The sequence below is a fragment of the Rickettsia asiatica genome, from assembly GCF_007989425.1.
Classification (GTDB): domain Bacteria; phylum Pseudomonadota; class Alphaproteobacteria; order Rickettsiales; family Rickettsiaceae; genus Rickettsia; species Rickettsia helvetica.
Window position 1 is genome coordinate 807,389 of sequence record NZ_AP019563.1, and the last position, 13,588, is coordinate 820,976.

Below are 13,588 nucleotides of genomic sequence, written 5' to 3' on the forward strand. Positions count from 1 at the left end.
AATATAGTAATTATTTTTGAGGATAAATATGGCACAAATTATTAGAGCAACAGAAGTTGTACGCTCTTTTTCAGATATTATGAATAGAGTTTACTATAAAGGCGAGAGCTTTGACGTTCACAAAGGTAATAATATAGTAGCAAGAATTACGCCTGCAGAAACCAAGCCTTCTATAGCAGTAAGAGACTTAGAGAAAGCCTTTAAAAATGGCCCACACCTTGATCCTGAAGATACCGATCAATTCATGAAAAATATCGAAGAAATAAGACGCAATACTAGACAAGATATTAAAAAATTGGTTGAAAGATGGGATTAATTATTGATACTTCTATAATCATAGCTTTAGAAAGAGGAAAGGTTAAGTACTAAGCAATGGTCACATTATGGTCAGGCTTATATTAGCCCTATTGTGTTAACTGAACTATTAATAGGAGTAGATAGAGTCAATAATGAGAATAAACGTATAAAATGTTTAGCTTTTATAGAATATGTAAAAAGTCTGTTTACTATATTGCCTTTCGGTATTGAAGAAGTATATACATATGCACGTATTATTCATGATTGATACAAACAACGTATAACTATAGGAATTCATGATATGCTCATTGCAGCAACGGCTATTACAAAAGGTTTTCCGATATTAACTTTAAATGTAAAAGACTTTAAAAGAATTCAAGGACTAGAAGTTTTAACAGTTTCTTCTAAAGATTGAAATGTTTATTCAAAACACTCAATTTGCACTTTCGCTAGCTAATTTTGAACTTGCTTTTGACCTTAGCTCTCAAAATCAATTAATAGCTTTAGCATTTCTAATTGTTACTGCTATCTTAAATCTTTATACAATTTCCCAAAATAGAAAATTAGAATGCTTAATAGGTAGTTTATACTGTTTATCCTCTATTATATGCGTATTTGCAGCTGATTTTATTTCCATGATAATCTCGCTTGAATTCATGACGATTTTTGCCTGCATAATTATTTTTTGCGATCAATTAAAGATAAAACCGGCACGTCAATATTTCCTCACTCATTTATTCAGTAGCGGGCTAATTTTAATCGGTATGACTCTTTTAATCCAAACAACAGGTAATACTGCTTTTATTTCTTTAACGGAATCAGTATATAATTTTGAGTTACCAGCAATATTCATACTTGCCGGTTGTTTGATTAATGCCTCGGCTATTTTTGTAAACGGATGGGTGGTTAATTGCTATCCTATAGCTTCAAGTAGCGGTGTTGTATATTTAATAAGTTTTACTACTAAAGTTACTTTAATTATCATTTTAAAATTATTTAGCAGTCTTGAGATACTTAAGTTTTTTGGAATATCAATGATCATTTATGGGTTAGTATTTTCTCTAATCGAGAAAAACCTTAAACGATTGATATGTTATCTTACCGTATCACAGCTTGGTTTTATATTAATGGCTATTAGTATAAACTCTCCAAACATAGCTTATCTTATTACAAGCTTTATATTCATACATATATTATATAACGGGTTATTTGCTTTATATTTCACTTATATAGAAGATGAGTACGACATTAAAAATTATCAAGATCTTCAGAATACTCAAATTAATCTTATTAGACCTCTTCAGAAACGAGGATTTAGGGAGAAATTTGAAGGAGACACGGAACGCAGAACCACAGCGTACAAAAACGTACGTGAGGATTCGAGTGCCGGATCGACGTACAAATTACCCCTAGAAGTAGAGTTTCTGAAGAGGTCTATTCTATTAGGCGGGTTTGTAGTTAGTATATTAATATATACCTCTATACTGCCTATTAGCTCTTCTTATATCAAAGATGGAATTGCTGATCTTTTAGATGCAAATAATATTATTATATTTTCTAAAATAGCAACTTGTACCGTATTATTTGGGTTATTGTTGGAAAGTTTGCTATCGTCATTGCGAGCGACTAAAAGGAGCATGGCAATCCAGGAAAAAAACCGATCTATTTTTACTGGATTGCTTCGTCAAAACTTACAGTTTTTTCTCGCAATGACGTTAAGGGACTTAATCTACCTCTCTTTCTGCATCATAACTTTATGCGTATGTTTATTCTATCCTGTTCAAATATCACATACTACTAACTTTAAGCTAGTTATCCTTGTAATCTCACTATTATTAGCTTTAATATTTAGAAAAATACCACGCATTTCGACAGCAAACATAAACCTTGACCTATACCAATATATCGAAAAACTTATCTATTTCAGTATCGATAAATATAAAGAAACGGTAGACAATAACGAAGATGCGGAAGAATATCTTAATTTTAAGGTTATTTGGGATAATATTTTAAGTAAAATATCTGCTTGGCATAATCAGCAAACTGCTATATTTATTGTATTATTCCTATTAATTAGTTTGATTTATATACTTGTCATTCCCGCGAAAGCGGGAATCTAGTACTTTTTGCTGTCATACCGTGGCTTGACCACGATATCCAGTAAAAAATTAAAAAAGATTGGATCCCGCGATTAAGTTAGCTAGGATGACAACAGAAAACCCGATCCACACAGAAATGACATAAAAGAAGAGTCACAATATGAAACCACCAATAACAGATAAACAAAATTACAGCTTTGAAGTTCACGGAACAACAATAAACGATGATTATCACTGGCTACGTGATCCGAGGTGGCCAAATGTCGAAGGCTCTAAAATTTTAGATTACTTAAAGACCGAGAATAAATATACCAGAAATTTCTTTGCCGATCTGCAAAAGGATAAGGAAAAGATTTTTGAAGAATTAAAAGGACGGGTCAAATTAGACGATGAGTCAGTTTATGTTAAGAAAAAAGATTATTACTATTACCATAGAGTAGAGGGTGATAAAAATTATCCGATATATTGCAGAAAATATCAAAGCATGGAAGCAGGAGAAGAAGTAATATTAGATGTTAACCTTCTTGCTCCAAACGGCAGTTTTACCGATGTTGCCAAAGTCGCAATGTCACCTGATCAAAATTTAATGGCTTATAGCGTTAATTTTACAGGTAATGAGCAATACAATATCAAAATATACAGTCTTAAAGAACAAAACTACTTACCTGATGAAGTAAAGGAAATCGCACCTACTATAATTTGGCATGAAAAATTAAACGGCTTTTTCTATATTACTATTAATGAGAATCAACGCTGGGACAAGGTAATGTTTCATCGTTTAGGCGAAGATTCTACTCAAGATAAATTAATATTTAAGGTAAAAAATCCTCTTCATTTTATCAGCTGTGAGAAATCAGCAAGTAGTAAATATATTTTTATAAATTCAGGCGATCATAATGAAAATGAAATTTACGTAATTTCTATGCAGGATGATAATTTCACTCCTAAATTAGTACGAGCTGCAGAAAATAAAATATTCTATGAAATAGAACATAATGGCGATTATTTTTATATTAAAACTAATTATAAAGCTAAAAATTTCCATGTTGTAAAACTGCCAGTAAATAATTTTGAAAATACTAACTGGGAAGATATTTATATTAAGGAAGAACAGGACAAATATTTAAAAAGCTTTGATGTTACAAATAATTATTTAATCTTAAATTATCGTGACCAAGGTTTACCGCTAATTAAAATAAAGCGATTTAAAGATCTACAAGAAAACATAACTCATTTTCCCGACGAAAGTTTCCAAGCAAATAGTTTTTCTACAAACTTTGAGGAAGACGATATTAGAGTAAATTACTCTTCTCTAGCAAGACCAAATACCACTTATAGCTACGATTTTGATAACGATAAATTAACGATATTAAAGAGCCAAGAAATACCTTCAGGCTTTAATCCGGAGGAGTATAAAGTAGAGAGAATATTTGCAGATAATGAAGATGTCAAAGTACCGATTACTTTATTCTACAAAAAATCTTTATTTAAAAAAGACGGCTCAAATCCTTTATATTTAATGGGATACGGAGCTTACGGGATTAGCATGCCTGTCAATTTTAAAAATACGGCAGTAACGCTTGCCGATCGTGGCTTTATTTACGCAGTTGCTCATATTAGAGGCAGCGATGATCTAGGTCATGATTGGTATGAAGCTGCTAAGTTTTTAACCAAAAAAAGAACATTTGAAGACTTCATAGCTTGTAGTAGAGCTTTAATTAATGAGCAATATACAAGTAACAACAATATAGTAATAATGGGCGGTAGTGCCGGAGGTATGTTAATAGGTTATGTACTCAACGAAAAATCGGAAATTTATAGAGCAGCAATCGCTCATGTGCCGTTTGTAGACGTGCTGAGTACCATGCTTGACGAAAGCTTACCGTTAACTCTCTTGGAATATAATGAGTGGGGTAATCCGAAAGAGAAAGAATATTTTGAATATATTAAATCATATTCCCCTTATGATAACGTAAAAGCACAAAACTACCCTGCTCTATTCATTACTTGCGGTATATCCGACCCACGTGTAGGTTACTGGGAACCTGCTAAATGGGTAGCAAAATTACGAGAACTAAAAACGGACAATAATCCATTATTATTAAAAATAAATATGGATACGGGTCATAAAGGTTCTGCCGGTCGTTTTGATTATCTGAAAGAGGCAGCCGACGAATTAGTATTTATTTTTAAAGTGTTTAATGTGGGGGTTTAGAGATTTTGGATAAATAAACGTCATTGCAAGCGGGTGTTGTTGCATGGACCAAAAAACGCATTCGGTGTCACCCCGTGGCTTATCCACAGTATCCAGTAAAACAACTAAAAAATACTAATATTATTAATATTTAACTAGACCCCGTGGACAAGCCACGGGGTGACAGTGGTGAAACCGATCTACACAGACAATGCCGACTTCCTCCACGGTATGACAAAATAAATATAAAAAACAATGCATAAAAATTATCTAGAACAATTACAAAAATTACCGATTACTTTAATTTTACTAATTAGCTTAATTTGTTGTATTGGTTTCATTGTGCTTTATTCTGCAGCAAATAGTAATTTGCAGCCCTGGGCTTACAAACAAATTATAAATTTTTGTATATTCTTGCCTTTAGCTATTATTATTGCATTAATTGATTTACGAATAATATTTAGGTTCTCGTATATCTTCTATTTTTGCGTGCTAGCTTTATTAGTAGCCGTGGAGCTTTTCGGCTCAACTGCCATGGGCGGTAAAAGATGGATCGATATCGGTATAGTTAAGCTTCAACCTTCCGAACCGATAAAAATCGCCGTTGTACTAATGCTTGCTAGATATTTCCATTCACTAACAATTGATGATCTTACAAAATTTCACAAAATTATCATACCGATTATAGGAGTTTTAATACCGGCTTTTCTAATAATTAGAGAGCCGGATCTCGGTACAGGGATGATTGTCTTAATTGTTTCGGCAATTATATTTTTTACAGCAGGTTTTAGAATAAAATATTTTATAATGCTAGGTCTTGCTGCTCTTATTAGCCTGCCTATTGCTTGGAATATGATGTATAATTATCAAAAAAAACGGGTAATGGTTTTTTTAGATCCCGAACATGATCCGCTCGGTGCTAGTTATAATATTATTCAGTCTAAAATCGCTATAGGTTCAGGTAGCCTATTTGGACGCGGTTTAAATCAAGGTAGCCAAAGCCATTTAGATTTTCTTCCCGAACATCAAACAGACTTTATCTTTGCTACCTTTGCTGAAGAATTCGGCTTTATAGGAGGAATGTTTTTACTAATATTATATTTTGCACTTATAACTATTTCTTTATTAATTGCTGCAAATTGCCGAGAGATTTTTAGTAAATTAATGGTAATAGGTATTACTTCAATTTTATTTAGCCATGTATTTATTAATATAGCTATGGTTATGGGCTTACTCCCCGTAGTAGGCGTACCTTTACCGTTTATTTCTTACGGCGGAACAATGATCACATCCATGCTAATCGGCTTTGGGCTTGTGATGAATGCTCAGGTACACGGACATACCGCTTTAAACTAGTTCAATTATATTTATAAAATTGATAACATAAATTAATAATAAGTTGTACTTCACTTTCTTATGTATCGTATAAAGCAAAATTTCCTATTGACTTTTATATAAAACAGTATAGCATTTTTTTACAATTTAATTTTTTATAAAGAATTGATGCTCGGCTATGAGAAAGAACAGAGAAGGTTAACAAGAGAACAAAAAGAAGCTGTTGGAATATTATCTTTAGGAACTTTCCTTGAGTATTTTGATTTAATGATTTATGTACATATGACAGTACTTCTTAATGAGTTATTTTTTCCAAAAGCTGATACTAAAACTGCTGCTGTATATTCTACTAGTGCTTTTTGTTCTACATTTGTTTTTAGACCTTTTGGTGCTTTATTATTCGGGTGGATGGGTGATAAATATGGGCGTCAATCTACAGTAATTATAACTACAATTTTAATGGCTATTTCTTGTGCTATTATGGCTGGATTACCTACTTATACCCAAATAGGAATTACTGCTACTTGGATCGTTACAATATGTCGTATTATTCAAGGCATGTCGTCTCTAGGCGAGTTAATAGGAGCGGAGCTTTATCTTACAGAAATAATATCACCTCCTAAACAATATCCAATTGTAGCATTGATTGCTTGTTTTTCAGTACTTGGAGGGGTTGCAGCATTAGGGCTAGCTTCATTAATTACTCACTTTGGATTTAACTGGCGTATAGCTTTTTTTATAGGAACAGTAATTGCTATAACAGGAGTTTATGCTAGAACCCGTTTACGCGAAACTAGGGATTTTATAGATGCTAAACAACAAGTTAAAAATAGCTTTAGTAAAGCTAATATGGATATAAAATTACTTGAAAATGATCCGATTTGGAAAGAAAAAGTTCACTGGAAGACATCTTTATCATATTTTCTAATTCAATGCTCATGGCCTGTCACTTTTTATCTTGTATTTTTCTATTGTAGCAATATTTTGAAAGATACTTTTCATTATACTGCTGAACAAGTTATAACTCATAATTTCTTTGTATCTATAATGCAGTTTGGATTAGGTGTAGTCCTTAGATGTTACTTAAGCGGTATAATACATCCTTTAAAGATTCTTAAAGGATTTTTAGCTATATTTTCATTATTTATTGTTATTATTCCGCATTTACTAAATAATATCACTTCTCCTACAGAATTATTTATTATTCAGTTAACGCTAGCTGTTATTGGCTTAGGGGATGTTCCTGCTATACCAATTTTCTTTAAACATTTCCCGGTTTTCAAAAGATTCACTTATTCGAGCTTTTTATACGCCTTATCTCGTGCTTTAATACACATGGTTACTTCGTTTGGTATGATATATTTAGTAAATTATTTTGGTCACTGGGGAGTATTATTTATTGCGATTCCGATAAGTATAGGTTACGGATACGGGTTACTGCATTTTGAGCAGTTAGAAAGGAAAAGTCAGAACTACTTTTAGAAATAACATCATTATCTTCTAATTTTTTTAAACATAGTTCTAACAATTTATTTTTTATTTTTGGTGTTCCTAAATACATACTTAAAATTAAAAACTTTTTTAGTGTCTCTTCAATTATTTTCCTAGCCTTTTCAGCTGACTTAGCTCCTAATGTTTGTATATTATGGATTCTATCAAAGAGTTTTATAAGAGCTGTATCATGTTTTTTTTGTTTGATTAATAGATTTAAACTTTCCTCGCTACTTATTTTTCCGTAAGGTTTTATTCTAGTTAAACCCTCTACGTGCTTTGCTACTTCCGGTCCAAAAATTGCGGTGATCATTTCTTCGGTAAGTTCTGTATCTTCAATAGTATCATGCAGTAAAGCAGCTTGCAGCATAATAGCGTTATAAAGCTTAGGAGCTTCTTCGGCTATAAACTCTGCGAGCATAATTGCTACTTCAATCGGATGAGAGTAATAAGGATCGCCTGATTGACGCATTTGTGAGCTGTGATACTTGCGAGCATAGTAGATACCTTTTTTAACTTCTTCTATATCAACAGGATTTTTTATTTTAGCGTTTAAATATTCGATTTTGTCTAATAGTTTTTTAGCGTAAACGCAAACTTCAAACTTTTCTTTCCAAGAGCTTAAATCTTCCATAAAAGTCATTTCTTATTTTTGTTAATAATAGTTGATTATAATTAAAGCAAAAATTAAAAAATTGCAATAACAAATAGTTTTTTAATTCTAAAGAAGCATGATAATTTTAACTCTTTGGTATTTAAGCAACTTCATTCTGTTTTATTAGTGTTGTTGTTGCATGACTCAAAAAATGTGTTCGATGTCATGCCTGCGATCAACGGAATGACCACTGATCCACGCAACAAAGCCCCCCGTGTAAAGCTTATCTGCCAAAAACTTTCTTTATATTATCTTTTTCTAAACAATAGATCACTTTTTTCATTCAATATATCATCACGGTTTGTATATAAAGATTCGATAAATGAAATAGAATCTTTAAAGCTAGCTGCACAGTTAAATTATCCATATCATGTCTTTTTAAAGCTTTAGGAAACACAAATTCTTTAACCACATTACCTAATTTTTGTATTTTAGGTTGAGATTTCGGGGAACAAGAATTTGATACATGTATTTTTTGGAGATTTATTATTTCGTTTCTACGTTCTTGCGTTTTATTAATAGCTATTTTCTTTAAACTATCATCTAAATCTTCCATTCCAATTTTATTGCGAATAATAATCATTTATACTAATTACTTCATTTCCACGCTTTCTCTCATGCCTTGCTTCTACTATACTGCAAGCCAAATCTTTTAACACATCTGTTAAGAGACCTTTCGTTATTAAATCTAGACTTTTCGACAATATTTTTATTATAGCCTCTTTCTCATTAATATTATTTTTAAATATTTTAGTTTCAGCAATACGGCAAGCTTTTATAATATTGTCTATATTCCCATAAAATGTATTACAGTAATCGTATAATAATGGGCTTTCTTGTGTTAAACTTTTAATTTCTCTATTAATTTCTGCTTTTTATATTGTTCCACTATCTTTTAGTGTTTTATTGTGACTATCTATCTTAATTTCATGAGCCTCTAATCTTTGGTACTTTTACTGTTTTAGACAAGTTTACAATAGCTGCATGCTTAACATCATAGTCAAGATTTATAAGTAATTTTTTAAAAAAAAAGAGTGGCTTCTTGAATAGTCATTGCTTCTATCATCTTAGGCAAAATGTTAATAATTACATACATGATACCACTATAGTTAGAATTTATGAGTAGCTCTTTCACAAAATTAAATACTTCAGGAGCGGGCATTGCTTTTACTGCTTCATCTAAAATACTATAATTTGCGTAATTTAGTACTATTTTATCTAAAGTAGGTTTAGTACTTATTATTTTAGTGAATACTTGATTTACATATTGCTCTAATTCTTCTGAGAACGCAATATTCCAACTATTTGACAATTGTATTAAACTGTTTTAGAATACTGTTTTATCTATTGTTTCGTCTAATATTTGTGCTAATTTTTGTAATAATATCTTCTGCAACCGAATATCCTTAATTTTTCATAAACTTTAGTTTTACTGCCCCATTCATTTCTATTTGCTAAGCCTGCTATTATTCCTACAGATGCTTTTAATTCTTGAAATGCAGATTTTCTTTTTCGTAATTTCTCATTTACTGTTTTAATTATTTTTTCTGATAAATATCCGCTGTCTATTTATATGTTGTTCCCAAATTGTAATATCTTTTAGTACGATCTCATCCATTAAATTTTGGATTTATGTTAGATTTAGTATTCTATCATCAAATTTCTCATTAATTTTGCTTTGAGTTAGTAGATGCATTAATAATATAATCTTTCTTTCAATCCCTAGCTCTAATATATCGTTAATGTTGTAAGTTGTAGCTTCCCAAAATATTTCTATTAACTCTTGATTATTATCATTATTTACTATCCCTGCTAAAAACTTTAGAGCCTAATTAGAGTAAACTAAAATAATTATCAATAAATTGTGAAACTTAAGTCTTTTTCAAGTAATTTAAAGTTAATTAATAATTTATTTTTTATTTATTGCAATTAATAATTATTAATATATAAGAAATTATATACTCAAAAAAATTAGCATTTATTAGTTATGAAATATAAAAGTATGAAACGAATATTTAAAATATTAGCCATAGGGATTTTAATAGCCGGTAATAATATATTTGCACAGGATACGAAGTCTGCTATAGAAATTATGAGAGAAAGTCAATATTAGAATTTTTAGGTTTACCGGAATCTTATCAATTAGTTGAATCTAAATTAGAAGAAGCATTAATCAATAATTTATAACATTTTTTACTTGAACTGTGGAATAATCAGGTTTACTTTGATGTTCTAACAATAAAAATAAATAGCCATCTTCACTATTAAATTTAGCAGAAAATAAAATATCCGATATAGATTTCTTAAGATTAGGCTCTACAAAACTATCCTTTTCCATATCTTTATATATGTGGCGGTAAATGCATTTCAAAAAACTCTTTAGCAACTATAGGGTTTTCAAATGCACTACGTACAATCTCATCATGTTTAGGCTTTTTTTTGCATAATATAATTTTACGAAGAAAATAATTTTAATTACAGGTAGTATTAAAGTTCAATATTATATATAAGTTTGTTGATAAAAAATGATTTATTTACTAATATCTATATTTCCATCAATAACATTAGTTTTATATGCTACTGCTACTTCCTGAAATAACTTTGACTTTAATAGCACTTTTAGGGCAGTTTTTTGCCGTAATGATACCAAATAAAAATAGAATTATTTCTAATATCATTATTTTATTATGCATATTATCAATTTTTCTTACCTTTAAGTACTCAAGCTATGAAGGAGTATGGTACTCATTTGCTACCGGAATAAATATCGGTATTAGTAAAAGCATAGTGCTACTATTCACTATTATATCCATGATTATATACCGTGATTACTCTATTCTTGTTGCTGAGGAATTAAAGTTTGAATTTATTACTTTAATATTATTATCAGTCGTAGGTATTTTTGTTGCAATTTCATCACGGAATTTTCTATTATTATTCTGCGGTATGGAGCTTACTGCTTTAACTTCATATGCACTTGCAGGATTCAAATTAAATGATATTAAATCATCGGAAGGTGCTTTAAAATATTTTATCTTAGGTAGTTTAGTTAGTTGTTTATCATTATTTGGTATTTCTTTTATATACGGATTCGGCGGAAGCCTACAATTTGAGGATATCTTATATAAACTAAATGATAATTCTGGGATGAATCTTGGTTTAATAATTGGTATTGTATTATTTTTAAGTAGTATTTTCTTTAAACTCTCAAGCGTTCCACTTCATTTTTGGGTCCCTGACGTATATGAAGGATCACCGATTACTTCGGTTACTTATTTCACCACTGCCTCAAAAATAGGTATGGTTATTGTTTTATTAAATATTAGCAAATTAATTATAGGTAACTACCACCCTATTAATTATAATTTAATAAAGATAATTGCTATATTATCTATGCTGTTTGGAGCTTTTAGAGCTATTCGTCAAACTTCTCTAAAAAGATTAATGGCTTATAGTACTATTTTAAATATCGGTTATGTATTAATCGGCGTTCTTCTGCATAATCAAGAAGGATATAAAGCAGCTTTACTATATATTCTAATATATGCAGTAGGAAGTATAGGATTTTTTACTTGCTTAATTATGCTGCTCGGTAAAGACGCCGATAAAGCTAGTTTTAAAACTATACAAGGAATTGCAGAGAACCATAAAACTATAGCTGCCGTAATTAGCATAGTTATGTTTTCAATGATTGGAATCCCTCCTCTTACAGGATTTTTCGGTAAATATTACCTTTTTTACCAAGCAATCAATCAAGAAGAATTCGCATTAGCTTATTGTGGTATTTTTACCAGTATAGTTGCTGCTTTTTATTATCTTAAAGTAGTAAAAGCCATGTATTTTTCTAAAAAGATTGAGATAATTAAGCTGCCTATGCAATATGGGCTTTTACTGATTCATTACTTAGTTGTAGGCTTCTTGTTGCTTGGTTCATTTATTATCTCGTTTTAGATGGTGTAGACTTTTTATTAACAACACTAGGGATAGTAACTTGCGGCTTCATAACCTTTTCTTTTAGATTCTTTATATGTTTTAGATCTTCTTCATCTAATTTTAATAAATCTTGATCTTTCTTTTTAGCTTTTTTAGCTAAACCTAATTGACTTGGAGTAACACTAACAATATCATCCGTTCCGACTTCTTTCTTGAATTTTTCTAGAGCATCTACATATTCTCTGTTTACATCTATATTTGTCTTTACCGATTTTTGTTCTGGTTCTTTCTTTATTTTATCAGAAGAACCAGCTAAATTTCTTTCATTTTTAATATCTTCATTTAAACTTTTTATTGTCTTTATTAAATGTTTTTTCGCACTATCTCTAATACCAAGTATTTCTAAAATTCTTGCAAAATTAGTAGTAACTTTATTTCTTAATTTAAGTTTTTGTCCTCCTTTTTTTCTTTCTTCATAATTAAGCATTTTCTCAAAATAATCAGGATATTCTTTCATTAATGTTTTTAATCCTTGCTCTTTCACTTCATAATAAGGAAAACTATATTTTTTAGAAATTAAACTATTTATTTTAATTTCTAAGCCGTATTCCTTTAAGGATTCTTGCCTTTTTTTCATTGTATCTATTAAACTAGCCTTAATTTCTTCAGGCATTATTTCTTTAGGTTTTTTGTTATTAAATTTCTTGGGCATTGCTTGTTTTGCAAATTCTGCAATTGCTTCATTACTATAATATTTAGTTAATTCATCAAAACTTTTATCAATAGTTTTGCTTAAATCAATTTTAGAAACTACAAGTAAGCTATCAGCAAAATTAGGATTTTTTGTTCTTAAACTAGAGGGAAATTCTCTAAAATGGTTAGTAGGACCGAATCCAGGCAAATGTTTGGCTCTTGAATGCGGATAGATATTATTTGTTAAATTATCAAAACTACTGGCAAAATCAATTCTTACTAATTTAGGTAAAGTTTTTGGATTTTTTTGATCTCTGATAACTCCTATATTTCCAACATGCATATCAAAATCGCCTATCAATAAACTTGCCGGCATAATGTTTTCAAAGTTCTGATACTTAATTTCCTTAAAAGCATTTTCTAAGGTTCTAAATAATTTATTTCTAGCCCCTATAAAAAGCGGTCTACCGCCGTCCTTTCTAAACCAAGAACTCGGTTTAGTTTTAGCAGACATATGTTTATCCATGTCCACATACATATCGCTACTATAATTCTCAAAAAATTCAGATTTGACATATATTTGCGAATCAACGGCTTTAGATTTATTAAAATCATCAGGAGCAATTAAATTAACCTTTGCTCCATTTCCGGGACTTATAGCTTCAAAAATTTGAGATCCTAAAAACTCGGCTATATTTTTTGAGCTTGAAGCCTCTTTTTTTATCATCGCCGTAATTTTACCGTCTGAGCTTTGATATACGCCGCCATGCTCTCCTGCCTCATTAGCTCCGCCTCCTTTAGGTTTTAAAAAATTCCAACCTTTAAATACTGATTTCTTATTTTGCGTCATCCTCGCCTCTTTATAATGATTTATATAAAATTGATAATTTT

General features: G+C 30.4%; 9 protein-coding genes and 4 pseudogenes. 8 read left to right on the plus strand and 5 right to left on the minus strand.

Going from position 1 to position 13,588, the window contains the following annotated elements; all coding sequences use genetic code 11:
- Positions 1–28 precede the first annotated feature (28 nt).
- From vapB to RAS_RS04735, 7 genes and pseudogenes are all read left to right on the plus strand, one after another.
- Positions 29–316, plus strand: coding sequence for a type II toxin-antitoxin system antitoxin VapB (gene vapB, locus RAS_RS04705; protein ID WP_147142817.1), 288 nt, complete (start codon positions 29–31; stop codon positions 314–316).
- A pseudogene (gene vapC / locus RAS_RS09840) lies at positions 307–712 on the plus strand (ribonuclease VapC). The gene vapB and the pseudogene vapC overlap by 10 nt, the downstream one beginning before the upstream one ends.
- Before the next feature lies 1 nt (position 713).
- Positions 714–1,586: pseudogene (locus tag RAS_RS10750) on the plus strand (proton-conducting transporter transmembrane domain-containing protein); the annotation flags it as partial.
- Positions 1,587–1,733: 147 nt separating this feature from the next.
- Positions 1,734–2,417, plus strand: a pseudogene (locus RAS_RS10760) (cation:proton antiporter); the annotation flags it as partial.
- A 139-nt stretch (positions 2,418–2,556) separates the two neighbouring features.
- A complete protein-coding gene (locus RAS_RS04725; RefSeq protein WP_147142823.1) occupies positions 2,557–4,611 on the plus strand; it encodes a S9 family peptidase in 2,055 nt (684 codons plus the stop codon).
- 234 nt (positions 4,612–4,845) lie between these two features.
- The gene (gene rodA / locus RAS_RS04730) at positions 4,846–5,946 is read left to right on the plus strand and encodes a rod shape-determining protein RodA (protein WP_147142826.1); all 1,101 of its coding nucleotides are present in this window, start codon (positions 4,846–4,848) and stop codon (positions 5,944–5,946) included.
- A gap of 147 nt (positions 5,947–6,093) precedes the next feature.
- The gene (locus tag RAS_RS04735) at positions 6,094–7,407 is read left to right on the plus strand and encodes an MFS transporter (protein ID WP_147144052.1); all 1,314 of its coding nucleotides are present in this window, start codon (positions 6,094–6,096) and stop codon (positions 7,405–7,407) included.
- Here RAS_RS04735 and RAS_RS04740 read toward each other — a convergent pair.
- From RAS_RS04740 to RAS_RS04765, 4 genes and pseudogenes are all read right to left on the minus strand, one after another.
- On the minus strand, positions 7,322–8,050 hold the full coding sequence (locus RAS_RS04740) for an HD domain-containing protein (RefSeq protein WP_147142829.1): 729 nt from the start codon (positions 8,048–8,050) through the stop codon (positions 7,322–7,324). The two genes, RAS_RS04735 and RAS_RS04740, sit on opposite strands and share 86 nt — an antisense overlap.
- 304 nt (positions 8,051–8,354) lie before the next feature.
- Positions 8,355–8,654 (minus strand): hypothetical protein, encoded by a 300-nt coding sequence (locus tag RAS_RS04745; RefSeq protein ID WP_172616111.1) that lies wholly within the window; start codon positions 8,652–8,654, stop codon positions 8,355–8,357.
- Positions 8,655–9,092: 438 nt separating this feature from the next.
- On the minus strand, positions 9,093–9,383 hold the full coding sequence (locus RAS_RS04755; protein ID WP_147141986.1) for a hypothetical protein: 291 nt from the start codon (positions 9,381–9,383) through the stop codon (positions 9,093–9,095).
- A gap of 897 nt (positions 9,384–10,280) precedes the next feature.
- A pseudogene (locus RAS_RS04765) lies at positions 10,281–10,521 on the minus strand (Rpn family recombination-promoting nuclease/putative transposase); the annotation flags it as partial.
- 124 nt (positions 10,522–10,645) lie between these two features.
- On the opposite strand from RAS_RS04765, the gene nuoN reads away from it, so the two are divergent.
- Positions 10,646–12,022: an NADH-quinone oxidoreductase subunit NuoN gene (gene nuoN, locus RAS_RS04770; protein ID WP_147142832.1), complete on the plus strand. Its 1,377-nt coding sequence runs from the start codon at positions 10,646–10,648 to the stop codon at positions 12,020–12,022.
- Here the strand turns inward: nuoN and RAS_RS04775 are convergent.
- Entirely contained in the window at positions 12,009–13,547 is a 1,539-nt protein-coding gene (locus RAS_RS04775; protein WP_147142835.1) for a hypothetical protein, read from the minus strand. The two genes, nuoN and RAS_RS04775, sit on opposite strands and share 14 nt — an antisense overlap.
- Between the last annotated feature and the right edge of the window lie 41 nt (positions 13,548–13,588).

Bases quoted from the DNA above. Each gene is read 5' to 3' on its own strand.
- vapB (WP_147142817.1), top strand. From the start codon at position 29: ATGGCACAAATTATTAGAGCAACAGAAGTTGTACGCTCTTTTTCAGAT.
- RAS_RS04725 (WP_147142823.1), top strand. From the start codon at position 2,557: ATGAAACCACCAATAACAGATAAACAAAATTACAGCTTTGAAGTTCAC.
- rodA (WP_147142826.1), top strand. From the start codon at position 4,846: ATGCATAAAAATTATCTAGAACAATTACAAAAATTACCGATTACTTTA.
- RAS_RS04735 (WP_147144052.1), top strand. From the start codon at position 6,094: ATGCTCGGCTATGAGAAAGAACAGAGAAGGTTAACAAGAGAACAAAAA.
- RAS_RS04740 (WP_147142829.1), bottom strand. From the start codon at position 8,050: ATGGAAGATTTAAGCTCTTGGAAAGAAAAGTTTGAAGTTTGCGTTTAC.
- RAS_RS04745 (WP_172616111.1), bottom strand. From the start codon at position 8,654: ATGATTATTATTCGCAATAAAATTGGAATGGAAGATTTAGATGATAGT.
- nuoN (WP_147142832.1), top strand. From the start codon at position 10,646: ATGCTACTGCTACTTCCTGAAATAACTTTGACTTTAATAGCACTTTTA.
- RAS_RS04775 (WP_147142835.1), bottom strand. From the start codon at position 13,547: ATGACGCAAAATAAGAAATCAGTATTTAAAGGTTGGAATTTTTTAAAA.